The sequence below is a fragment of the Psychrobacter sp. JCM 18902 genome (assembly GCF_904846615.1).
In the GTDB taxonomy this organism is placed as follows: domain Bacteria; phylum Pseudomonadota; class Gammaproteobacteria; order Pseudomonadales; family Moraxellaceae; genus Psychrobacter.
The window spans coordinates 461,223-486,801 of record NZ_CAJHBK010000001.1 but is presented as its reverse complement, the minus strand read 5'-3'; the positions used below and the strand labels follow the sequence as shown (position 1 = coordinate 486,801).

Sequence of the window (25,579 nt, the reverse complement as noted above, 5' to 3'; positions counted from 1 at the left end):
TGGCGCTTAATTTTAATCGTTCCCTTAACTTAATACTTAGGCTATTTTTTAACTTTAGTCATCGCTAGCATTTGCTTATTTTCGATGATATCAGTGGTTTGGATAGCAGGTTCAGTACGGTATTTATTACGCTGATAAACATCATGCGCACTCATCGCCATGGCAATGGCAACGCGTTTGGCGGAAATGGGATGCAGTGACAATGATTCTGAGACCAAGGGCGATATCAGCTGAAAGGCTTTTTGACCAATACTTTCGAGCGGACGACCTTTATGCTTGCCAAGTAACAAGGACGGACGGAAAATAACTAGCTGCGTAAAACCTAGCGCCATAATAGACTGCTCAGTTTCAGCTTTTACGCGATTGTATAAAAACCGACTATGAATATCAGCATTCATGGATGATAACAAAAAGAAATTTTCAACACCTTTTTCTTGGCACAGTTTGGCAAAATTGACATTATAATCATGATCAACCTTTCGAAAGGCCTCATCGCTACCAGCCTGCTTCTTAGTCGTACCAAGACAGCTAAAAGCGTCCGTCTTTCGATCAACACCAACGCTGGCAAATATTTCAGCCAAATTATCAAAATCATTAACCTGATAAAAACGCATGCTGGTATTGATATAGCGTGGCGGACGCCTTGCAATCACAATTAACGTGTCATAAAGCTCACTAAGCTGTTTGACAAGATGCTGTCCGACCAATCCTGTCGCGCCAATTACAATTGCTTTTCGCTGCATAGCCTATCCATTTATAGTGTGTTGGAAAATAGATGATAATGAAAAATCTGATTTTAAAGCCTATCACCAAAGCTTTTCATCTTAGAGCGTATCATCATTTTTAAAATGGTGATAACAATGAGATAAATCATAGTCAAATGAGGAAAATAGCGCAGATACTATCGAAATAGTAAACAGTATCGGGATATTAACCAGCTATTTGACATTTTTTTAACATTGTTTGGCAAGATTTAGCCCATTTAGATGTCCATCGATTGAATTGAGGACATGCCCTAGTATCATACCTAAATTAACGCATAGCTGAGGGTATTCTATAGAATTTATTGTAAGAGATTTTATCGGCTAAGCGATTTATTCACTCATAAGCGGTTTTTAGTGCAACAATATTGATAAGTATTTCAAGAAATAGTTGAGCAGAGACACAAAAAACTGTCGTATATATGATCACACAACTTCTTTAAGCATTAATCATCAAATATATTGTTCTAAGGGCGATAATTTGCTAAGATAACCGGCTTTACACGTTAACGCTGTTTAATTATTCCAAACAGTTTTGGCGCTTGCGATGCTCTATTGCTAATTTAGGTGCCTTTAATAACAGATAGGTACTTTAATATTAGACATCGACATCATGTTTGGCGAGACGGCTGCTCGTTACCGATGATGGTTAAACCCTTTTTTATTGTAATCCACATTCATATTTTTATCTGTCTTTATCAAGGAGATTCGCGTGGCTAATACTGCACAAGCTCGTAAACGCGCCCGTCAAAACACCAAACGTCGTCAGAACTCTGCGTCACAACGCTCTATGGTTCGTACTTACTTAAAACGTGTTGATGCGGCTATCGCAGCTAAAGATTATGACGCGGCTACCGAAGCTTACAAAAAAGCGGTACCAGTTCTTGATCGTATGGCTGACAAAGGTATTATTCATAAGAATAAAGCTGCTCGTCGTAAGAGCCGCCTGAACAAAACCATCAAAGGCCTACAAGCTTAAGATTGTTAACGTTTAGACCATATCTCGCCTTTATAGCGTGATGACTAAAACCTTGTTACTGGTTCTAATACTGGGGCAAGGTTTTTTTATGTCTGCTTGAAAAGTGAGTAGTAATCTATTAAATAGTATCTAGATTAAATAGTATTTAGATCCATTTTACTTCTGGTGGTAAGAGCAATGTATTAGGATGAAAGCCAGCAGCACGGTAGTCTTCTAATAAAGTATGAATCGGGCGCACATACACTTCACCGCGCCAAACGAAGTGTGCACTGGCTTGTTCAAACGGCTTATCATCAAACCACAAAAACACGCCTTCCATCATCTTTGGCCAATCATTCCAATCAATCTCGACCACATCAAACATCACTGCTAAAAAAGCAGACAATAAAGTATCATGACTAACAGCAAGCATGAGATGCCCTTGCTGCGGCTGATGTTGATAAAACAGCGATAAAATATCGAGACCGCCTTGGTAAGCGTTTTTGGTACCTTCAAGATTGCCTTGCAAAAATCGATTGATAAAGTTGAGCACGCCAATTTCTTTAAATACTGGATTTGCTATTTCAGGCTCAGTCACTAAGCTACCAGGCTCGACCAACAATGACTGATGCGTAATATCACGTTGTAGTCCCGCACCTGCTTGCATCAGCTGCGCCGTGTCAATACAGCGTCCAATCGGACTTGAGATACTGTCTACATCGAGCGAGTACGGTAAATGCCCTGCTAACCAACGCCCCCACGACTTCGCTAGTACTCGACCTTTAGGTGTTAGTGGTAATTGATAACTGGCAAAACCATTGCCATCAGAGCGTTCACGTAAGGAGTGTCTGGTAAATAAAATCAGCCGTTTATCTTCAGGCAATAAGCTGACTGAGGAAATCATACTATCAGGCAGGTGCGAAGGCGCTGGTGCACTTGGAGTATGACCCGCAAGCTTTTCAGCCAACAGTTTTGAGGGATTGTTATTGAGATATTTGCTCATGGTAGCAAGCGTAGCAGATTTTTTGATATGAATGAACAAAATATCAGTTCGATTGTAATATTGCTTACGAGTCTAGGCGGTTAGACTTTAAAATAAGCGTTATTTTATATTTGCTATTTTAAAAAGACAGATCAAGCGCTATTTTAAAAAGACAGATCAAGGTGACAAATAACTAAAAAGATATCTGCTTTTAAATGATTAAAATTACTTAGCCGATATCAATGACTTTGTCCCACGCGAACACTAATGCAGTGCTGCTCACTTCATTTGGATACGCACGTGGATTGACAATGACTCGTGTATTACCAATACGGTAGTCAAATGCTTCGTGTGTATGTCCATGTACCCATAGTATTGGCGCCCAATCTTCATGCATCCAGCCAGACAAATCACTGACAAAAGCTGCGTTACTTGGTAGATTCGCATACTTCTCAGACACCGATAATGGGCTAATACTATGATGACTCATTACAACAGTTTTTTTGCCAAGTGTTTTGGCGGTGATCAATGCTTGCTTTAACCATTGACGCTGCTTAGCATGGATTTGCATCGATACTTCAGGTGAAAAAAGCTCTCCTCCAGCATAGATTTGTTTATAGTCACGCATAAAGCGCATAGCAGCAGCTATAGTATCTTCATTGGCCTGATATTGGTAATCTGTCCATAAAGTACACCCTAGGATACGTATGTCACCAATATCAATATGTTGACACTGTAGAAAACGGACGCCTTGCTGCGACTGGGCATTATAATTATCCCAAGTCGCCAGCTTTTTATCAAAATGTAGCACATCTTCATTAAAGTATTCATGATTACCAGCTATCGTAATCACAGGCACTTGCAAACGTGCTGCCTGCTCTTGTAGCCATGGCATACCACTATCGCTGTTGGCAGTATCGCCCGCGACTAATACCACGTCTGCATCAGTTTTGGGAATATGCCCTAGCGGATGTGACTGACGCGCATAACTGTCAATATGTAAGTCACTTAAAATCTGTAATTTCATAAGCTCTAATATCATTAAATAAACGTAAATAGTTTAGCACTTTTTGATATACCCGCAAAAATTAAAAAAAGACAGCGGATTAGGCTGTCTTTTTTATCATGCTGACACTATAAAATGCTAAACACTTTGTAAATATACAAATATTTTATAAGTATCTAAATACCTCGGAGTATCTTTTGTAATTTAGCGGCAGGATCTGCTGCCTGAGTAATTGAACGACCAATCACCAAATAATCAGAACCATCATCTAACGCCTGTTTCGGCGTACAAATACGTTTTTGATCATCTGCATTGTCGTCTAGCAAGCGAATACCAGGGGTAATCAATTTAAAATCTTGACCACATAGTGTCTTGAGCGTTTTAGCTTCTTGCGCTGAACAGACCACGCCATCAAGACCTGCTTGCTTGGTTAATTGTGCCAATCGACTCACTTGCGCATCTAGACCATGGGTAATACCTGTTTGCATCAATGCTTGATTATCCATAGAGGTCAGCACGGTGACAGCTATCAGCAAGGTATCAAAGTTACCGTCTAACAAGCGCTGTTTAGCCAATGACATCGCCTCTAAGCCTGCGCTGGCATGCACATTCACCATCCATACGCCAAGCTCAGCTGCCGCTAGTACCGCTTGAGCGGTAGTATTAGGAATATCATGGAATTTCAAGTCTAGAAATACGTCAAAATCACGCTGATGTAGCGCCTTAACTATCTCAGGACCACAGCGAGTAAATAGCTCTTTACCCACTTTTAAGCGGCATGATGTTGGATCTAACTGATCAGCTAATGCTATCGATGCCTCCATCGTCATATTATCTAAGGCAACGATGACTGGGGAATTCATTGTATTATTCATGGTTTTACCATATCTATATCAGAATTATCAAAACACTATATATGGACTGCTCATAGATCAGTACAAAATATAATTTAGTCTCGTTTTTGTTTGGTAAGTGTCGCGCCTTCATCTACAGTAAGTACTTCTGCGTCTTGCACTTGCACATTGGTTGCTGTCGAACCATAAACAGCCTCTTCCACCGTTGGTGCACTTGCTTGGCGATCAATGACAGCATTGGCTTGTGTCAGTTGCGCTTGCAAATTCACATTCGCTTTTTGCAAACGCGAGATTTCCCACTTATTCTGTAAGACACGGAAGATAAGCAGTGCCAACAAGATGCCGATAACAATACCAAGCATAAGGCATAAAATGAGCAGCAATCCTAGATTCATCGTCGGTGCTTGCGAGAATAATAAATTTACGCCAACTTCGGTATTATTTGCCAACACCAAACCAAGTGCATAAGCAAAGCTCAAAAACAGCAATACAAATAGTAAAAAGCGCATGAGACGTCTACCTCGATTTGGAATGTCGTTAGTGTTTTAAAAATAGCACTCTAAAACCTTCATCAACCCATACATTTATATGCTTATAAAATCACTAGTGATAAGTTCTAGAAAAAGTAGCTGGCAAGCACTCTTGTTGGCAATTTTACCCAATAAATACTTTATAACACACTTAGCTATTTGCTACTGTATCATTGACTGCTTCACGTAATGCTTTACCTGGTTTAAAGTGCGGTATCGCTTTGGCAGGCACAGGTACGCTTTCTCCTGTTTTAGGATTTCGACCCATACGGGCACGACGATGGTGCAGACAAAAACTGCCAAAACCACGAACTTCTACGCGTCCATCATTGGCTAACGTATCGGTCATTAAGTTTAATATTTCACGTACTGCATCATCGACTACAGTATCAGTCATATTGTCACAGTTCGCACTTAAATTACTAATAAATTCGGACTTGTTAATCGCTTGCTGCATTATTACGCTTGCCTTGTTGATTAATGGATAAGATGACTGTGAATTGGGCCATCATTTTCGATAGCTGGTTACTTTTAAGACAAGCTATACATCAAGATCATAAGGATAAGTAGCCATTGACTAAAATAATCTCAGTGTCTTAAATAAGTAATAATTCACATCTCGTTACTCAATGTTGCAAATGATAGCGGATATTACGGTAAATGGAAATAAGAGTTTGCCCGTTTAAGCAAAAACCTCGTTGATTAATAGTGCACTTAAAATTTAAGCAAAAAAAAAGCGACCATAGTCGCTTCTTTTATAATCTTATATCAATAACGTGCAGCTTACTGCATTTGCTCTTTGATCAAGTCACCAATTGTTTTTGGCTGTGCATCAGAACTGGCAGTAGTACTAGTCGTGCTAGTGCTGCTTAGCTCTTTAATCGCTTGACGCTCTTCAGCTTCGTCTTTCGCTTTGATAGACAAGTTGATGTTGCGAGTTTTACGATCAACACTGATGATTTTCGCTTCAACGTCATCACCAACGCTCAAATGCTTAGTCGCATCTTCAACGCGATCACGTTGAATTTCAGAGGCACGTAGATACGCTTCAACTTCGTCAGCAAGCTCGATAGTAGCGCCTTTAGCATCTACTTCTTTTACTTTACCATTAACGATAGCACCGCGGTCATTGTTGACTAGGTATTCGTTAAATGGATCAGAGCTTAACTGCTTCACGCCTAGGCTGATACGGTTTGCTTCTGCATCTACTGACAATACCATTGCTTCAACGGTGTCGCCTTTATTGTAGTTACGGATAGCGTCTTCGCCAGTTTCGTTCCAAGAGATATCAGATAGATGAACAAGACCATCAATACCACCATCTAGACCGATAAAGATACCGAAGTCAGTGATTGATTTGATCGTACCAGTAATTTTATCACCGCGCTCATGTTTCTTATCAAACTCATCCCATGGATTAGCTAGAGTTTGTTTGATACCTAGGCTGATACGACGACGTTCTTCATCGATATCAAGAATCATTACTTCAACTTCATCGCCCACTTGAACAACTTTTGATGGGTGGATGTTTTTGTTGGTATGATCCATTTCTGACACGTGTACTAGACCTTCAATACCTTCAGAAATCTCAGCGAAACAACCATAATCAGTTAAGTTGGTTACGCGTGCTTTAACCACACTACCTACTGGGTATGTGCCGCCAACGTTATCCCAAGGATCAGTACCAAGTTGTTTTAGACCTAGGCTAACACGATTGCGCTCACGGTCAAACTTCAATACCTTAACTTTTAGGTCTTGACCAACTTCAACAACTTCAGATGGATGCTTGATACGGCGCCATGCCATGTCAGTGATGTGCAATAGACCATCGATACCACCTAGATCAACGAATGCGCCGTAATCAGTAAGATTCTTAACGATACCTTCGATCTCGATGCCTTCTTCAAGCTTGTTCAATAGCTCTTCGCGCTCAGCTGAATTTTCAGCTTCCATAACTGCACGACGGCTAACAACAACGTTGTTGCGTTTTTGATCAAGTTTGATAACTTTGAATTCTAGCTCTTTGCCTTCAAGATGCGTGGTGTCACGGATAGGACGAACATCGACCAATGAACCTGGTAGGAACGCGCGTACTGAACCGATATCTACAGTGAAACCGCCTTTCACTTTGCTTGAGATGATACCTTTTACGATTTCATCATTGTCAGCGATTTTCTCAAGGAAGTTCCAAGTTTCAACACGTTTGGCTTTTTCACGTGAAAGCAAAGTTTGACCCATGCCGTTATCAACCGCTTCAACCACGACATCAACGCTATCGCCAACTTCAACTTCAAGTTCGCCTTCTTCGCTTAAAAACTCTTCACGAGCGACGATACCTTCAGATTTCAGACCAGTATCAACAGTGATCCAGTCGTTATCAATGGCCACAACAGTACCAGTGATAACCGAGCCACGCTCGATATCCAGACCTGTTTCTTCGATGCTCGCTTCAAATAGTTCAGCAAATGATTCCATTATGTCTACCTTTGTATAGCCGTATCCTGTCCAGCACAGTACGGATCAAATTTATGATTGCATAAAACGAGAATACTGGTTTTATATCCCATACAATCATATATAAAAACGTTTGTTGTTAGTAAGCACATAACTTATTAAACTCACTAGCAACAACTGTCTTATATTGCAATGCCTTATACTTTTAAATCTCTATGATTTAGAAAGAATATTTTTATCACTCTCTAGAGATTATTAGCATCTACTACTGTGATTTTATACTAAAATCAAGCGTATAGGAAACTTTTTCATACTTACTAACTTGTTTTTATTAACTATTAAAGAAAATACCTTTATCCTGACAATGTCTTTTCACTTGTGCATAAACTTCATCAGCATCTAAGTTAGAGCTATCTAGTAGTAGAGCATCTTCTGCAGGCTTTGATGGTGCAGTCGCTCGATTCTCATCACGATCATCACGAGCTTTAATCGTCGCTAAAATCGCGTCAAAATCTGCCGTCTGACCAGCATTTATTAACTGTGTTACGCGGCGCTCGGCACGCGCTTCAGCACTGGCAGTCAAATACACTTTTACATCCGCATCTGGGAACACCACCGTTCCCATATCGCGACCATCAGCGACCAATCCAGAACGAGTTGCCATATCTTGTTGCAACTTTAGTAATGCTTGACGAACTTTTGGAAATACTGCTATTTGTGATGCATAGCCGCCCACGGTTTCATTACGAACCTGCTCACCAACCGCTTCACCATTCACTAAAATATCAACACGTCCTGATGCATTGTTAGGTACAAAAGCAATCTCTAGGCGCTGCGTTAATGCTAATACAACCATCTCGTCAATGGCATGGCTTCCGTCTGCCGCAACTAATCCCGCTTCAAATGCTTTGAGTCCAACGATACGATACAAAGCACCTGAATCTAGCAGTTGATAATTCAATGCTTGGGCTAAACGCCACGTGACCGTACCTTTACCTGCCCCACTTGGTCCATCAATGCAGATAACTGGGTAGCGCAACAATGGCGCTTGGTTATCATTACTGCCAGCACCAAAGTTATCAAGTATAGCGTTATCAGCTGTAGAAACGGTCATAATACTCACTTAATAGTAGACGATACTGATACGGCTTAGTGCATGCTAGCTGCAGAATAATATTTACTTATTTATCAAACGCTTGACAATTAATTCATCATTTCGTCATCAAATAGGGCGATATTATAGCAAAGAAACCTACCCATCACTAGCAGCAAGACTGATATCTTGTTAATTGCTTATATTGTCTTTCTTTTTTGCCGCTTTTCGTCGTTCACGGAAAAAGGTCTTAAGCATCTGGCTACTATGCTCACGACATAAGCCATTATGTACTTCGATAGCATGATTATAAAAAGGTTGTATCGGTAAATTTATCTGACTACCAACCATACCCGCTCGTGGCTCGCTTGCTGCATAAACCAATCTATCTACCCGCGCATGAATGAGCGCTCCGATACACATCGTACAAGGCTCTAAGGTAACGTATAACGTTGTCTGTAATGGTAAACGATAGTTTTTTAAGCGCGCACACGCTTCTCTTAATGCGACAATCTCGGCATGAGCGGTCGCATCGTGACGACCAATTGGCTCATTGAATCCTTGACCAATAATCTGCTGATCGTGTACCAGTATCGCTCCTACCGGCACTTCTCCACGCTCAGCACCTTGCCTAGCAAGTTTAAGAGCTATTTTCATCCAGCTCATATCTTGAAGTGACCAAAATGCGCTGGCTTGCATATCTTCAATAACTAACTGGCTATTTGCGGTTGGATGTGGCTTCAAGCTTATATTTTGTTTATGTTTCATTTATTTTGACAACTATTGCGGTAATTGCCAATCGATAGGCGTTTGCCCATACTGTACCAGATAATCATTGGTCTTAGAAAACGGCTTGGAACCAAAGAATCCACCACGATTGGCAGCAAGTGGTGATGGGTGTACAGCGGTGAGAATAAGATGCTTATCAGTATTGATATATTTGCCTTTTTTCTGTGCTTTACTGCCCCACAATATAAATACGGTATGTTCTGTTTGTTCATTAACCACATCAATCACCGCATCGGTAAACTGCTCCCAACCTTTATTTTGATGACTATTTGGCTCACTTTCTCGCACGGTCAGAGAACTATTTAATAGTAAAACTCCTTGCTGCGCCCAGTAAGTCAGGTCGCCATGTTTTGAAGGTGCGATACCAACGTCACTCGCCATCTCTTTTAACAAATTATTAAGTGAGGGTGGCTTTGGAATGGCTTTGGGCACTGAAAACGATAAGCCCATTGCCTGCCCTGGCCCATGATAAGGATCTTGACCTAGTATCACTACTTTAACTTGTGATAAAGGGGTCAGGTTTAACGCATTAAATATTAAAGGTGCTGGCGGATAGATACTATTTTCTGATTGATAGGCTTCTTTTAAAAACGCACGCAAGTCGTCCATATTGTTAGAAGTTAACTCGTCTGCTAACGCCGTTTTCCAATCTTCTGGCAAGCGCACATTGTCTAAAATTGCTTGTTTTTGCACTGGCGTTTTTGGTGTTTGTTCATCGAATAATTCCATAGTATGTCCTGTTATATTTGTTATTAATTAGATAAATATCGGGTAATGATGCATGAACTAATCTCGCACATGAGAGCTCGTAATTTCATACGTTGGTTTTGTTATGAATTATAGCAATAAAAAAACGGCTACCACAGTAACATGGTAACCGTTGTTATTACATTAGTAGCAAAAACTTAGCTGGCGAGTGACTCAGAGTCTGGATGTGGCTCATGAGTCTCAACGACCGTCAAGATAATACGACTATCTGCTGATCCTTTATCTGTAGACTTATAATCCGTCTTACCACTGTACTTATCAAGCTTAACGGAATCACCATCTTGCTCATCATTAGCTTCAGGCTCTAAGGTGAGATGTACTACCCCGCCATTGACCAAATCACCAAACAAAATCATACTTGCCAGTGACTTTTTGATCTCATCTTGAATCAGACGCTGCATTGGGCGTGCACCCATTAGGCGATCATAGCCTTTGTTAGCCAAGTAATCGCGTACTTCGTCATCAATCTCTAAGGTGACTTGTTTATCATCAAGCTGGACTTGTAGCTCAACCAAGAATTTATCAACCACAGATACCACCACGGAGGTATCTAATGGGTTAAATTGGATGATGGCATCTAGACGATTACGGAACTCTGGCGTAAAGACACGTTTGAGCGACTCCGTATTATCACGGCTATGGTCTTGCTGAGTAAAGCCCATTGAAGAGCGGCTAATACTATCAGCACCGACGTTGGTCGTCATAATCACAATGACTTGCTTAAAGATAGCCACACGACCATTGTTATCAGTCAACGTACCATGATCCATGACTTGCAGTAACAAGTTGAAGACATCAGGATGGGCTTTTTCAATCTCATCAAGCAATAACACACAATGTGGATGTTGATTGATTTTTTCAGTCAACAAACCACCTTGATCATAACCGACATAGCCAGGAGGCGCACCAATTAAACGCGATGCGGTATGGGCTTCCATATATTCTGACATATCAAAACGAACCAGTTCTACGCCTAACAAATTTGCCAATTGACGTGAAACTTCGGTTTTACCCACCCCAGTAGGACCGGCAAACATGAAGGAACCAATTGGCTTATCTGGTGCTTTGAGACCGGCACGCGATAGCTTAATGGCATCGGCTAAGGTTTCAATTGCCTCATCTTGACCAAACACTAAGTGTTTAAGATCACGATCTAAGTGCTGAAGAATACTCTTATCATCACTTGATACTGACTTGGGGGGGATACGTGCAAGCTTGGCAACAATCGCTTCAATATCTGCCACATCGATTTTCATCGGTGGGTTTTTCTTAGCTTTGGCACTTTTTGAATCACTGAACGATTTGGCACGATCATTGGCTTTTGCAGTTTGTGCTTCATCCTGCATTTCGCTATCGCTATACGTGTCGCCATCGAGACCCTCAACATCAGCATCAATTTGAGCATCAAAATCTTGCTCTATATCCGCAATGAAGCTTTCTTCTGCATCAATATCATCAGCATCAGGAATCACGCCTAAACGCTTATAGGCACCTGCTTCGTCAATCACATCAATCGCTTTATCTGGTAAGAAACGCTCGTGAATATGCTTAGCAGATAATTGAACGGCGGTGACCAACGCTTCATCGGTATATTCGACGTTATGAAATTCCTCATAACGAGGCTTCAGACCGCGCAAAATATCAATTGTATCGTCGACACTCGGCTCTTTGACATCAATCTTCTGGAAACGACGTGACAGTGCATGGTCTTTTTCAAACACTTGACGGTATTCGGTAAAGGTAGTTGAGCCGATACAGCGCAGCTCACCATTAGCAAGTGCTGGCTTAATCAAGTTTGATACGTCCATATTGCTACTCATTGACGACCCTGCGCCAATAATCATATGAATCTCATCAATAAACAAGATCGCATTGGGCTTTTTCTTTAGCGCATCAAGCAGCGACTTCATGCGTTTTTCGAAATCACCACGGTATTTAGTACCAGCGATTAATGAGCCAATATCAAGGCTATAAATCACGCAGCCATTCAATGGTTTCGGTGCTTTATCATTAATAATCAACCACGCCAAGCCTTCAGCGATAGAGGTCTTACCGACGCCAGGCTCACCAACCAATAACGGGTTATTTTTACGGCGACGACACAGTACTTGCGCGGCGCGCTCAATTTCAGAGCCACGTCCAATTAACGGATCGGTCTTACCTTCAGCCGCACGCTGGTTCAGGTTGGTCGCAAACTCAACCAAGGGATCTTTACTGGTTTTTTCTGAGGCACTACGGCGTTCGCCCGTCATAGAAGCACGTGGCTCGGATGGCTCGTCTTTATCTTGACCATGTGATAAGTATTGGGTTAACTCAAGACGACTAATACCCTGCTTTTTGAGCAAATAAACGGCATAAGTATCGTGCTCTGAAAACATAGACACTAGGATGTCTGAGCCTTCAACAAGGCGACCACCACCAATAGATTGTACATGGAAAATAGCACGCTGTAGAATACGATCAAAGCTTTGGGTTGGCTGCGGTGACTGCTCGGTGTCTGCGTCTACCGTTGGCGTATGCTTATTGATATAAGCTTCTAACTCGGTGCGCAGCGTTGAAACATTAGCATTACAGGCAGTTAATGTATTGGCAGCGTGAGTATTCTCTAATAACGCCAATAATAGATGCTCAACAGTGAGGTACTCATGCGATTTTTGGCGCGCAAGTGTCATTGCTAAACGCAAAGAAACTTCAAGATGACGACTTAACATAACGACTTCCTACGGTTATACCTATCTTTATAATTGATAGCTTTATGAATGAGTTAGTAAGTAAATCAGGGCGACAGATGGATTGTTCAAGGGCTAAATCTGTATTATCAAAAGACTGCGCTAAATGATATTGACCATGTATTACTCAAGTAGCAGTGCTATCTACTTATCACCAATTAAGCGTTTTGATCACTCATACTTGCTTTTCTTTATCTCAACACGATACTTAAGAAGAGTCAATCTATTAACACAGACTAAAATGTATCAAGGCGTACTGCGCATCAATATTTATAGTAAAGAAATAGCATGAAAGCTTCAAAAGCTGAGCAAATAAAGGAGAAATGGGTAATAGAATAATAAATGAGAGAGTGAAGGATACAAGTGACTTTTTTAAGCCATCAACTGATTAAATTATAGAAAAATTCAAGTTAATAGGATGACTAGAAAATGATACGAGTGCAGCAATCATTTCTATAAAATTTAGACAGCTGTTTGATGTGATGACTTAGTATAGATAAGGGTATATTAAAGAAAAATCAAGGTTAGGACATTTTTATAATAAGGAATTTATGAGTGACTGCTTGGATACAGAGTACCTATCAAGCTCACAATGAGCGGTTTTTAGAGCTTGAAAGGGTTTCTAAACGATAAAACCATTGAAAATAATAAGATAGAAGCACGAAAAGAAGATAAAACTTTAAATTCATGTTTACGCTATTTCCTTATTCGCCTTGATGTGGCTCAATCTGGGTCAATAATGGATAGCCTTCACGATATGCCAGACTGTTTACCTTTTTGGCTTTGGTCTCAGCGATATCTTTAGGATAGATACCAGCAATGCCTTTGCTACTGTTATGAATCGTCAGCATAACTTCGACTGCCGAATCCATACTATGACGAAATTCGGACTGCAAAATATAAACGACGAACTCCATCGGCGTATAATTATCATTATACATAACGACTGCATACATAGGCGGCTTAGCCACTTCTGGCTCTGCTACCAATACATCTGCTTGTGGCGAGGTCTCGCCGTCCGTATCGCCATCTTGTGCACGATGAGCAGGTATGGTTGGAAAGTGCCAATCAGCAACAGTTGGCAACGCTTGCAATAGGGTTTGTTTTATCATAATTGGCATACAAATTAATGGTTATATTTATAACAGAATAAAGAGCGCTAACAGAGGTTGGCAAATGCAATGCTTATTATAGCGCTCTTAAATATGAATAGATTAAGGCTCAATCGGACTTTCGTCGACTTCAGGTAAATCTAAAAGTGATAGCGGCATATTATCCACTCGGTCGCCAAGCTTCCAATCATAGAGCTGCTCCACTTGTTGCCCGCCAGCTTGTAAGCTAAGTTTGACTTGTAACGGTTTAAAGCCTGATGGCATCATGAAACGACCACGAATACGAACGATACCTTCAATAGTATAAACTGGAGGATCTAGCGGCACCTCTACAAAATCATCGTCATTGAGCAACGTCAACGTTGGCTTTAGGCGTTTGGCTTTGCCATCGCTAGCAAGCATGCCTATATCGAAACCATATTCGAAGGCATTTTCAGGTAATGGCTCAATCTTTGCCGCTATTACCTGTAGAGGCATGCCGCCTTTGTCACGAAGGACATCAGCATATAATTCATTCAGTTGAGAAACTTGTCTATTCTCAACCGTTAATTCTTGCTGGTTTTCACGCAACTCTTTGATGTTTGCCAAGCTAATCGCCAGCTCCTGCTTAGCAGTAGCGGCTTGATTGGCCGCTATTTTATGACTAAGACGTAAATCTTCCAGCGCTTCTGTTGCCTCAGTGCTATTGATCATCGCTTGCTTGGTTTCAGTTTGCATAGAATGAAAGCCACGCTGATATCCTAATTTATGACCGAATATCAATCCAACAATGGCAGTCACCAATATGACAACGACAAAGAGAGCCAACACCAATGTGGATGCCCCTTGTTGGGTACCACCTACCTTAGTTACTGAACTAGCATTGGTTTTAAGAGAATGCGGACTACGCTCTAAATGATACAAATCAGAGTCTTTGCACGATGAAAGTGCGGGCTGTGAGCAAAAGCGTCGTACAAGCTTGACACGCATTTAGACAATATCTCTTAACAGTAATGGCAATATTATAGCGGAATTTATAATCAATACCTAGCACCATAAATGTGAATGATTTGACCACAGCTAAACATCTGCTACGGAACAATAGGTGCAAAGTTTAGACCCATTGTTTCATCGAATCCGAACATGACATTCATATTTTGTACCGCTTGTCCTGCAGCGCCTTTTACCAAATTGTCTTGTACGACAATCACTGTTAATTCAGCCCGTTCATTGTTTTGATGCACAGCAATGCGTAAACGGTTGCTGGCGCGGACACTACGGGTATCTGGATAAATACCTTTTGGCATGACATCAATAAACGCTTCTGATTCATAGCATGTTTCAAATATCTGCTGCCAATCAATAGCGGCACCCACATCCGTCAGCTCAAGATGAATAGAGCTCAGCATGCCACGTATCATCGGCACAAGGTGCGGTAAAAAACGAATGCGATGGGTGAACTGGCTGTCTAATAACTGCGCTACGCCTTGCTCAATCTCGGGCAGGTGACGATGTCCTTCAACGCTATAAGCTTTAAAGTTATCAGTAGTTTCAGCATAATTAAGCGCAAGTGAAGCTTGGCGACCAGCGCCAGAAACACCAGACTTTGCATCGATAACAATGCGTGATTCCACCAATTTCTCTGCTTGCTTATTTTGCATATCGATTATTGGTTTCAAACCCAAAATAGCGGTAGTCGGATAACAACCCGGATTACCGACGACTAAAGCAGTGGCAAGTTTATCTCGATTCACTTCAGGTAAACCATAGACAGCTGTCTTTAGTAGCTCAGGACAGGCATGCGACTGCTGATACCAGTGTTCAAAATCGGACAGTGACTGCAAACGAAAATCAGCAGCCAAATCAATGACTTTCACACCGGCTTGCGTTAGCGCCTCTGCTTGCTTCATCGCTACGCCATGTGGAGTGGCAAAAAAGACCACATCACACTTTTGCAGCGTTGCAAGCGTCTCATCGCCCAAGTCGCTAAAGACAATATCTGATATACCGCGTAAGCTTGGAAATATCTCATCAGCGCGTGTACCAGCTTCGCTACGCGAGGTTAGCAAATCAATAGATACTTCAGGATGCGCAGATAACAAGCGAATCAGCTCAATACCCGTATAACCTGTACCACCAACAATCGCTGCTGAAATCATAAGATATTCCTTTTTATTTTACTTGGTAAATATCAGTGTTTGTTAAACAAATCTTAGATAGAAAGCTCGCTTATATACCTGAACTTTGTCATTTTTGGATTCTAGCAGCTTTAGATTTTATAATCGTGCACCGCATCGATAAATACTTTGGCATTGTCAGGATTAACCCACTGCGTAATACCATGACCTAAGTTTGCTATATAACCCGTTTTTTCGCCGCTTGCATAAGCACTATCAAGCATTGCATTTACTTCAGCACGAATCGTCGCAGGTGAACCATACAATGTTGCTGGATCCAAGTTGCCTTGAATGGCTTTACTACTCTGTAGTTTTTTGTGCTGTTTGGTCAATTGACGCTGACTTTCAGCCAATACTTGGCGTGCACGATCAATGGGCATCGTCCAATCTAACCCTAAAACATCAGCTTGACTATCTGCTTGCACATCCAACCATAACCCACCGCCTTTGGTAAATAATACCACTGGTATCTGCGGATGGCGTACTTTTAATTCAGCAACAATACGCTTATTATAAGCATGAGAAAAATCGATAAACTGACGATGGCCAAGCGCCCCGCCCCAACTATCAAAAATCTGTAGAATTTGAGCGCCAGCGACCACCTGTGCATCTAGATAATCAATGACAGAAGTGGCTAATTTATCTAATAATTGATGCAAAAAATCAGGGTTGCTATACAAAAACCCTTTAGTATAACGATAGTCTTTTGAGCTGCCGCCTTCAATCATGTAGGTGGCCAATGTCCATGGACTACCAGAGAAACCAAATAACGGCACTTGACCATTTAATGCTTTGCGGATGCTCGTCACCGCACGCATGACATAATCAAGAGAATCATTGGGTTCAAGTACTGGCAATCTATCTAAGTCTGCTTGCGTACGAATAGGATGTTTAAACTTAGGGCCTTCGCCCGCCTCAAAGTATAAGCCTAGACCCATAGCGTCAGGTATGGTCAAAATATCACTAAATAAGATAGCAGCATCTAAATCATAACGGCGTAGTGGCTGTAAAGTGACTTCAGTGGCGCGGTCCGTATCTTTGCACAGGCTCATAAAGTCACCCGCTTCTGCACGAGTGGCTTTATATTCTGGTAAATAACGACCAGCTTGACGCATCATCCAGACTGGCGTGGTGTCTATTGATTCAAAGCGTAATGCCCGTAACAATCTGTCGTTCTTTAAAGGCGCAAATTCTTGCTGAATCGAGTTACTATTATCTGAAGCACTCATGTACAAATCTCCAAAACAACACCGCATTCATGATCATCAATGAATACGGTGCTGGATAAAATAAGTTGAATAAAAGAATATTAAAACGTTTAGATAGCGACAATCTATTCTAAAAAACCACAAATAATGAGATATTCGCTAATAACAATTTATTGGTTAATATCTCTCGTGTTAACAATCATAAAAACAATAATCATTAAAAATATTTGTGTTTTTTAGAGCGTCATTTGCCGTTAGTCTTTAATCAATAATATCGTGCTCATATTTGAAATCGGATGAATACCATAAATGGTCTACATGGTCAGCGCTAAATTATCACGGTGTACCATGACCACACGCTCTTCATTATTACCAAGAATTCTATCAAACTGTTCAGTACGCTCGCGAGCCACTCGGCAAGCATCCCGAGATGAGAAGTTCACTTGTCCAACTGCTAAACGCTCGCCCGTATCTTGGTGTACCACCTCAACCACGTCACCTTCATCGAAATCACCGCGTACTTCCACAACGCCGACCGGTAGCAAGCTCTTGTGATGCTCGACTACTGCTTTTGCTGCGCCTGCATCGACTATTAGAGTGCCTGACATACGTAAATGTGCGGCAAGCCATTGTTTGCGTGCAATGATTTTGTCTTGATCATTGGTGGTCAATAAAGTACCGACCGCTTCGCCTGATACCACACGAGTAATAACATCATCGATAGCACCGCTCACGATAACGGTTGGACAACCACCCATCGCTGCAAGACGACCAGCGCGAATTTTGGTCAGCATACCGCCGCGACCAAGCTTGCCACCATCCCCTGCAATATCAAATAAGTAATCCGCCATCGCACGCTCTTGGCGAATCATTTTTGCATTAGGATTGTCACGTGGGTTGTCCGTAAACACCCCATCTTGATCAGTCAAAATGATATATAAATCGGCATTGACCATCGCCGCCGCCATCGCGCCCAAAGTATCGTTATCACCAAATTTAATTTCATCAATGGTAATGGTATCATTTTCATTGATGACTGGGAGCACGCGCCACTCTAGTAATTGTGTCAACGCGCCCGTCGTATTGAGATAACGGCTACGATTAGACAAATCATCATGTGTTAGTAGCAGCTGCGAGCTTTGAATACCATGCTGAATTAATGCTGACCACCACGTTTCAATCAAACCCATTTGACCAATAGAAGCACAGGCCTGTAGTGCTGCTAATTTCTTCGGGCGCTCCTCAAGGTTCATTCGTACTACACCTTCAGCAACGGCACCTGACGATACCAGTAGCACTTCGACGCCTTGCTTATGCAATTTAGCGATCTGCTTTGCCCACTCGTATATGGCAGTTCGATCCAGCCCTCGACCGTTATTGGTTAACAACGATGAGCCAATCTTGACAATAACGCGCTGAATATCAAAGTTGCGAGTTTGTTTAATAAACCTTGCTTCTTCGGTCGTGTTTTCTATGTCACCTGCCATATAAACTCCTGTCTCTCATGTGAATTGATTACGGGGATTGATCTAAAAAATTCAAGTATATCAGCTCAAGCCTGTTAGCTTAAGGAACATAAATGACCTCAACACCATCTTCGTCGTCATCGTCAAAATCAGCATCGTCGTCGCTTAAATCTACACCTTCGCGAGCCGCTTTACGAGCCGCACGATATGCTTCACGCTGCGCCTCAGTGTTTAGACGTACTTCTACTTCTAAGCGCTCAAAACGGGTTCTTTGTGCTTCAGCGAAGATAGGATCTTCTAGTTCACGCTCACGCTCTAGCTCAATCTCATTCATTAAATGATATTTAACTGCATCAGTCCCTTCACCCATTAAGGTTGACGTGCGAAATACATCGCCTGTCCAATCAAGCTCGGCGACAATATGAGTACAAAGCTCATCTAACTCTTCGTCAGGCACCTGATCAATTTTGTTTAATATCAAAATCTGGGGCAAGTTGGATAACTCAGGCGAAAAACGCTCAAGTTCATTCAAAATAACACGAGCGTTGGCTACCGGATCGCTGCCATCAATTGGCTTTACATCAACCACATGTAACAGACGACGAGTACGAGCCACATGTTTTAAGAAACGAATGCCAAGTCCAGCACCTTCTGAAGCACCTTCGATCAAACCTGGAATATCTGCCATCACAAATGAGCGATGACGACCGATATCAACCACACCTAGATTCGGAACGAGGGTGGTAAACGGATAGTCAGCAACTTTTGGTCTAGCAGCAGAGACTTGACGAATAAAGGTAGATTTACCAGCATTAGGCAAACCAATCAAGCCAACATCAGCCACAACTTTTAGCTCAAACTTAAGAACTTTTAACTCACCTTCAAAACCAGACGTCGATTTACGCGGTGCTTGGTTGGTAGAGCTCTTAAAATGGGTATTGCCCAAACCACCATCACCACCTTTGGCAATCAGTAACGTCTGACCAAGTTCAATCAAGTCACCCAACACTTCGTCAGTTTCGGTATCAACTACCGTGGTACCGATAGGTACTGGTAAAAACAAATCATCAGAGCCCTTGCCTGAACAGTTTCTACTGTGGCCATTCTCTGCTCGCATAGCATCGTGACGACGGGTATAACGATAGTCCACTAGGGTGTTGGTGTTATCCTCTGCAATGACGTAAATATCTCCGCCCTTGCCACCATCTCCACCATCAGGTCCACCACGTGGGACATACTTTTCTCGGCGAAAACTGGCGATTCCGTTACCACCGTCACCTGCTTTTACCGTTACGACGGCTTCATCAATAAATCGCATCTTACGTTCCTTTATTTACACTCTAGTTTATAGACTCAATAGCAGTCATATACTGCTTCTTTTGCCTATAGGTATCTTTTAAAAAATAGGAGACTTACGTCTATGTTGCTATATATCATTGCTTTATTTATGACAATAACACCCGATAACCAATTGGACTATCGGGTGCGGTATATATTAACTTAAAAAATCACATCTATTTGTCCATGCTAAAAGTGACTATTAAAGTACTTTCTTATAAAGAGTACCTCAATATTAAAAACTCACTACTGCTGTACAAATCTATTAAGCTGGAATCTGTGTATAACTGATGCCTGCCATTTGTGTGGCTAAACGTAATACTTGCGTACTATAGCCAACTTCATTGTCATACCAGATATAAACAATGGCATGATTGTCGGTCAAAATAGTCGCTTGGGCATCAACGATACCTACATGGGTATCACCAACAAAATCCGTCGATACCGCTTCGGTAGAATCTGTATAAGCAATCTGTGTTTGCCACTGACTGCTATTAGAGATTTTACGCATGAATTCATTTAACGCATTAACATTTTCTGGAGCTGTTTTAAGATTCAAGTTTAAAATCGCTAAGCTGACGTTTGGCGTTGGTACACGGATGGCATTACCCGTTAGTTTACCACTAAGCTCTGGCAGTGCTTTACCAACCGCTTTAGCCGCACCCGTACTGGTAATAACCATGTTCAATACAGCACTACGACCACGGCGATCCGCTTTATGATAATTATCAATCAAGTTCTGATCGTTAGTGAATGAGTGAATCGTTTCAACGTGACCGTTTTCGATACCGTATTCATCGTTCAATACTTTTAACGTTGGGGTGATTGCGTTGGTGGTACAGCTCGCCGCACTGACGATGGTATCTTCACCGACTGTATCGTTATTTACACCATAAACAACGTTTTTAATCTCACCGCCAGCTGGGGCTGTTAATAGGACTTTTTTCACACCAGTCGATTGCAAATGCTTGCCAAGACCCGCTTCATCTTTCCAAATGCCCGTATTGTCAATCACTAACGCATCATTAATACCGTAAGCCGTATAATCAATCTCGCTTGGATCTTTGGCGTAGATAACCTGAACAAAGCGACCATTGATAATCAAGCCGTTGTTTTCATCATCAACCACCACGCCACCAGCAAAGCTACCATGAATCGAATCACGCTCTAGCAATGAGGCGCGCTTGGCCAAATCGCCAGATGCCGCAGGACGTACGACGATGGCTTTTAACTGCATACCTTTAGCACTTGACGCTTGTGATAATAGCAGGCGAGTTAAAATACGACCGATACGACCAAAACCGTATAGCACGACATCAGTCGCCGGATTAACAGTAGTGTCATCAACATTAACGGCTTGAAGTGCTGCTTGTAAATCACTGTCATTAGCGATTAATTGACCAACATCAACCTGTGCAGACTGAAGCTTATCATTAGCCGCTAGCGCTTTAACCATGGCTAAAGTGTCAGCGATATCAATAGATTTAGCGTCTTGGTTACGCAAAGCTACTTTTTGATGCAATGCCAATATTTGACCAACTGACGTCGTATTTAACGTGTCACCGAACAAGGTCACTTGTACGTCTTGCTCATTATAGAGCTTATTCAATAGCCCCATCAGCTCAATCGCTTGTTGCTCTTGATTGTTGTAGTTGCTTAAGTGGTCTTGATGTAATTGGCGTAAGGTATCAGCGTTGCTCACGAGAAACATCCTTATGGTCAGTAATGTGTGATCAGTAAATGATAGAGAATACAGATTAGATAGATTATGTGTGGTCTACGCAATCACTCTAGTATGGCAACCGCACGATATCGGTGTCAGTTATTGATGTAGAGTATTGAGATCGCCTAGATTTTAGCCTAAAACGGCCTATTTTGCCAGTGATAACCGATCTGCTAGCGCTTATAAAGCATTTTATTGAGTTGTGCAGGTTATTATGAAAATAAAGGCAGCCAATTATGCTGCCTTTTTGTTTATTATTGCCATTATCAAATAGTGGATGATAAAGCGACACTACGATTTAACACAGTATCTAGTAAGTGATGCTCGTTATGGAACGAGGCTAACTGTTTGATTGGTCTGCGAGGTTAACTTAAATTCTTTTAAGTCATAGCCTTGCTGTTGAGCGATTTGACGATATTTGGCATAGGTTTCTTGAGTGACGTTTGGCGAACGCGCCAATAACCATAAATATTTTTTATCAGGTGTTCCTACTAAAGCAGTCTTGTAATCAGCATCACGGGCTAGTACCCAATAGTCAGCACGACCAACTGGCAACCAACGAATCCACGAGGGTAAAAAGGTGACCTTTAACTTACTGCCTGACTCATCAACAGGCTTAGCGATACCCTCAGAAGTAATACCAGAACCGTCTTTCTGTACGCATTTATTAGTGACTATGATACCTGAGCCGTCGGTTTTTTCAGTATAATTGGCGGTGACATCACTGGCACAATTGCGCTGAAAATACATGGGCAAACGACCTATCTCATACCATGTTCCTGCATACTTTTTTAGATCAACGCTATCCACTGTGGTCGGTGTGCTTGCAGACTTATGAATGATGGCGCTTGGCTTGATTGACAGTGTCTCTGTAGTGGTTCTATCAATAGTGGCGTTAGCAGTAGTGGCGTTAGCATTGACCGGTGGCGTCGCCGCATACGCTGAAAATGCAGCTAATGGGATGATAATAGCTAGCGCTATACCCGTATGCTTGATAAGTCCATTCATAAATATACGCTCCGGTATTTCTTTGTATGATGAGTAAGTAGAGGTTGATGATGAATCAGTATTTTGCTTTGAATGGCGGTTCTGTCCAGATTCTTTTTCGCTCAACTCTTGTGACCATTTGTAATCGTTAGTGCAGTGACCACTATCCTTGGTACAGTAATCACTAACGAAATTACTGCTTTCGCTATGTTTTGAATCGCCGTCTTTATTATTATTGCTGTTAGTCATAGCAGACTCTTTTACCCGTAGTGGGCTCTTATCGGCGCTTTTATATCCAAAATAGTGGTCTTGCGAAGACGTTTTTTTTGCCAGATGGGTAGAATATTGGTCATTTAGATTATCATGGTTGTAGCTAGCATCGTTGCTGGCGTTACCTGTCTGCCGTGTACTATCCTCATTCAGATGATAGTGGCGCGACTGGGTAGTCTGCTTAGATTGAGAACCAGCTTCCTTTGTATCAGACCATGCTGATTGAGGTAACTTATTGGTTTTCATAGAGGTACCATTATTGATAGTGACTGTTAACTATTCTTCTTATATGCCCTATATGTACTCTCATCTTCTGTGCGTCTTCAACTTTTAAAAATATATTGAATTTAAAAGTTGGCGCTGCAAAAACTAAATATTATGAGAGGGCTTAAGAGGTATATTGATAAGCAATTCGTTTATAAGAATATAGAGTAAGTACTCTTTGTTTAGGTGATATATTAATGGCAGCTCGGCTATTAAAACAGTGTCGCAATGTAGGAAAAAGCAACGGTTTGTAAGTAACTATGCGTTTATGCAGTAGAATAAATACCGAATAAACACATAGTTACTGATTGGATAAATATATTAAAAATCAATTATTTGACCTAATAGATGCCAATTAATGGCAATTCTAGTTCAGGACTGGTCAGCATTGGTGCCAACACTCCCTCTATTAGTTTTTTACTATTCAAAGAACTGTCGAATACCAGCAACACTGATACCACCATACTCTGATACTTGATGAATCATCACAGGTGATAAACCACCCAAACCGATAATCGGCATGTCAGCCAATTGCGCCAATGCTGACCATGATTCCCAACCAAGTGGCACAGTATCAGGATGTGTATGGGTGACTAGTACAGGAGACAAAAAGGCGCCTATGACGGGCGGTAATTGCTGTTGTAACCGAGCATGAGCCAGTTTATTGGCAGCATCAATACTGGCGGCATCATGACAACTGACTATTAACGGATAATTTTTAGACAGCACTCTATCTTGTGTATCCTCCGACCATTGCAACAATGCGGTATGAGACAGCTGATTGGCAACGATTGAATTGGCAGTGGTTGTATCTTTCATTGCTAGCGGCGCTTCAGTGGTTAGGGTCTGCCCATTGACATCACAAGGGACAATCGCCTTAATATCTGGACGCATATGCATCAACTGCGATGCTATACTTGCTGAGCCAGCTGCCTTTATTCGAATATATACCCAAGCATTGGCTGTTAGCTTGTTTTGATGAAAAGTCAGCCATGCGGCCACTGGATCAGGAGTGGCATCAAAATGCGTCAATGGATAGGTAATTGCTATCGTTGTTGGCACACTCAGCCATTCGAGAATCGTCTGGTTAGCAGCCGGTAAATGATACTTTCCTGCTAATAAATCTGCCTTATTTACCCACGTTAGCGCCTGACCTTCTAGCCCATATTGGCGATGCTTATGCTGCTCATACTGCTGCGCGGTCAGCTCAACTTTGTAAATCTGTAAACTGACCTGCTTATCACCATAATCATGATGTAGACGTCCAAGCTTGACCATTGTATTGTCACAAATCTCAATGCCTGTCTCTTCAGCAACTTCCCGAATTAACGCCTGCTCGGCGTTTTCATTGGCTTCTATTTTGCCACCTACAAATTCATAGCGGTTGCCTTGATGCTGGGCGGCGTTTCTAAATCCAAGTAAATATTGGGCTTTATGATGAATGACCGCAACTGCCACGTTTACGATAAGTACTTTTTCGCTGTTAAATGAGCTATCAACGTGGTTGTCTGCTTCATTTGGCATCGGCGTCTCCTTTATTACTGTTTTTTTAAAGTGCTATTTGATTGGTTTATACCTTTAAAAAATCAAGTCGATCTAAAACCAACCTATTGATTTATAATAATAATTAGCTAATTTTTATTTATTTAAACCTCATTTACAACAATTACTGTAGATAAGTTTACACAATGACTGCATTTTATTTTATCAATTACCTTGCAAAATCTTCCAATGTAAATGATAATTATTATCGTTAAAGATAGTTACTATACCGCCATTACTATTCAGCCATTTTTTATCAAAAGGAATTTACTATGAGCATGGTTATCTCTCGTTACTTGAATTGCCGTGAAAACCGCTTACCAACTTTGCAATCACAACACTTATTTGCACTCACTAAAGAAGTGCGTATTGAGCATGAGGGTGAAGAGTATCGACTACGTTTGACACGTAATAATCGCTTAATCCTGACTAAATAGATTAATATCATTGATCATCAATATTAGGGCGTGTCCTCATTTTAAAAATGGTGATAAAAATGGTGATAAAAATGAGATAAATTGCAATTAAACAAGGAAAATAGCGCCGATAATATCGAGATATTAGTCAACTATTTGACGCCGTTTGGTAA

Annotated in this window: 22 protein-coding genes; 2 read left to right on the top strand and 20 right to left on the bottom strand. The window is 41.4% G+C overall.

All coding sequences use genetic code 11. The features are described 5' to 3' along the window. Positions 1 to 41: 41 nt before the first annotated feature. Positions 42 to 743 (bottom strand): NAD-dependent epimerase/dehydratase family protein, encoded by a 702-nt coding sequence (locus JMY05_RS02005; RefSeq protein WP_045445057.1) that lies wholly within the window; start codon positions 741 to 743, stop codon positions 42 to 44. A gap of 730 nt (positions 744 to 1,473) precedes the next feature. On the opposite strand from JMY05_RS02005, the gene rpsT reads away from it, so the two are divergent. Continuing rightward, positions 1,474 to 1,740: a 30S ribosomal protein S20 gene (rpsT, locus tag JMY05_RS02000; protein ID WP_010200097.1), complete on the top strand. Its 267-nt coding sequence runs from the start codon at positions 1,474 to 1,476 to the stop codon at positions 1,738 to 1,740. 145 nt (positions 1,741 to 1,885) lie between these two features. On the opposite strand, the gene JMY05_RS01995 is transcribed toward rpsT, so the two are convergent. The 19 genes from JMY05_RS01995 to JMY05_RS01905 form a co-directional block, all read right to left on the bottom strand. Further along, complete coding sequence (locus JMY05_RS01995; protein WP_045445210.1) at positions 1,886 to 2,722, bottom strand: histidine phosphatase family protein; 837 nt, start codon at positions 2,720 to 2,722, stop codon at positions 1,886 to 1,888. A gap of 208 nt (positions 2,723 to 2,930) precedes the next feature. Continuing rightward, positions 2,931 to 3,728, bottom strand: coding sequence for a metallophosphoesterase (locus tag JMY05_RS01990; protein WP_227678076.1), 798 nt, complete (start codon positions 3,726 to 3,728; stop codon positions 2,931 to 2,933). 155 nt (positions 3,729 to 3,883) lie between these two features. After that, positions 3,884 to 4,582: an orotidine-5'-phosphate decarboxylase gene (pyrF, locus tag JMY05_RS01985; RefSeq protein WP_045445053.1), complete on the bottom strand. Its 699-nt coding sequence runs from the start codon at positions 4,580 to 4,582 to the stop codon at positions 3,884 to 3,886. Between the two features lie 74 nt (positions 4,583 to 4,656). Next, the gene (locus tag JMY05_RS01980; protein ID WP_045445050.1) at positions 4,657 to 5,070 is read right to left on the bottom strand and encodes a lipopolysaccharide assembly protein LapA domain-containing protein; all 414 of its coding nucleotides are present in this window, start codon (positions 5,068 to 5,070) and stop codon (positions 4,657 to 4,659) included. A gap of 172 nt (positions 5,071 to 5,242) precedes the next feature. Beyond that, a complete protein-coding gene (locus tag JMY05_RS01975; RefSeq protein WP_045445047.1) occupies positions 5,243 to 5,548 on the bottom strand; it encodes an integration host factor subunit beta in 306 nt (101 codons plus the stop codon). Between the two features lie 326 nt (positions 5,549 to 5,874). After that, positions 5,875 to 7,566, bottom strand: a complete 1,692-nt coding sequence (gene rpsA / locus JMY05_RS01970; RefSeq protein WP_055124414.1) for a 30S ribosomal protein S1 — start codon at positions 7,564 to 7,566, stop codon at positions 5,875 to 5,877. 310 nt (positions 7,567 to 7,876) lie between these two features. Next, complete coding sequence (gene cmk, locus JMY05_RS01965) at positions 7,877 to 8,659, bottom strand: (d)CMP kinase (RefSeq protein WP_201614039.1); 783 nt, start codon at positions 8,657 to 8,659, stop codon at positions 7,877 to 7,879. A gap of 171 nt (positions 8,660 to 8,830) precedes the next feature. Then, entirely contained in the window at positions 8,831 to 9,406 is a 576-nt protein-coding gene (tadA, locus tag JMY05_RS01960) for a tRNA adenosine(34) deaminase TadA (RefSeq protein WP_201614037.1), read from the bottom strand. A gap of 12 nt (positions 9,407 to 9,418) precedes the next feature. Further along, on the bottom strand, positions 9,419 to 10,156 hold the full coding sequence (locus JMY05_RS01955; protein ID WP_045445044.1) for a uracil-DNA glycosylase: 738 nt from the start codon (positions 10,154 to 10,156) through the stop codon (positions 9,419 to 9,421). Positions 10,157 to 10,332: 176 nt separating this feature from the next. Next, positions 10,333 to 12,906: an ATP-dependent Clp protease ATP-binding subunit ClpA gene (gene clpA, locus JMY05_RS01950; RefSeq protein WP_201614035.1), complete on the bottom strand. Its 2,574-nt coding sequence runs from the start codon at positions 12,904 to 12,906 to the stop codon at positions 10,333 to 10,335. 722 nt (positions 12,907 to 13,628) lie between these two features. After that, positions 13,629 to 14,036, bottom strand: a complete 408-nt coding sequence (locus JMY05_RS01945; RefSeq protein WP_201614033.1) for an ATP-dependent Clp protease adaptor ClpS — start codon at positions 14,034 to 14,036, stop codon at positions 13,629 to 13,631. A gap of 102 nt (positions 14,037 to 14,138) precedes the next feature. Continuing rightward, a complete protein-coding gene (locus JMY05_RS01940; RefSeq protein ID WP_045445038.1) occupies positions 14,139 to 15,005 on the bottom strand; it encodes a hypothetical protein in 867 nt (288 codons plus the stop codon). Between the two features lie 101 nt (positions 15,006 to 15,106). Continuing rightward, positions 15,107 to 16,174: an N-acetyl-gamma-glutamyl-phosphate reductase gene (gene argC, locus JMY05_RS01935; protein WP_045445034.1), complete on the bottom strand. Its 1,068-nt coding sequence runs from the start codon at positions 16,172 to 16,174 to the stop codon at positions 15,107 to 15,109. A gap of 110 nt (positions 16,175 to 16,284) precedes the next feature. Further along, positions 16,285 to 17,421 (bottom strand): uroporphyrinogen decarboxylase, encoded by a 1,137-nt coding sequence (gene hemE, locus JMY05_RS01930; protein ID WP_045445031.1) that lies wholly within the window; start codon positions 17,419 to 17,421, stop codon positions 16,285 to 16,287. Positions 17,422 to 17,714: 293 nt separating this feature from the next. Next, entirely contained in the window at positions 17,715 to 18,887 is a 1,173-nt protein-coding gene (gene proB, locus JMY05_RS01925) for a glutamate 5-kinase (RefSeq protein WP_045445028.1), read from the bottom strand. A gap of 79 nt (positions 18,888 to 18,966) precedes the next feature. After that, on the bottom strand, positions 18,967 to 20,184 hold the full coding sequence (gene cgtA / locus JMY05_RS01920; protein ID WP_055124422.1) for an Obg family GTPase CgtA: 1,218 nt from the start codon (positions 20,182 to 20,184) through the stop codon (positions 18,967 to 18,969). 285 nt (positions 20,185 to 20,469) lie between these two features. After that, the gene (locus JMY05_RS01915; RefSeq protein WP_045445025.1) at positions 20,470 to 21,915 is read right to left on the bottom strand and encodes a glyceraldehyde-3-phosphate dehydrogenase; all 1,446 of its coding nucleotides are present in this window, start codon (positions 21,913 to 21,915) and stop codon (positions 20,470 to 20,472) included. A gap of 339 nt (positions 21,916 to 22,254) precedes the next feature. After that, positions 22,255 to 23,430: a lipocalin family protein gene (locus JMY05_RS01910; protein ID WP_201614031.1), complete on the bottom strand. Its 1,176-nt coding sequence runs from the start codon at positions 23,428 to 23,430 to the stop codon at positions 22,255 to 22,257. A gap of 438 nt (positions 23,431 to 23,868) precedes the next feature. Then, positions 23,869 to 24,972, bottom strand: coding sequence for an NUDIX domain-containing protein (locus JMY05_RS01905; protein ID WP_045445023.1), 1,104 nt, complete (start codon positions 24,970 to 24,972; stop codon positions 23,869 to 23,871). Between the two features lie 296 nt (positions 24,973 to 25,268). Between JMY05_RS01905 and hemP the strand changes: the two genes are divergently transcribed. Continuing rightward, positions 25,269 to 25,427 carry a hemin uptake protein HemP gene (hemP, locus tag JMY05_RS01900; protein ID WP_227672156.1) on the top strand — a complete coding sequence of 53 codons (159 nt, stop codon included), beginning with the start codon at positions 25,269 to 25,271 and terminating at the stop codon, positions 25,425 to 25,427. The last annotated feature ends 152 nt before the right edge of the window (positions 25,428 to 25,579 follow it).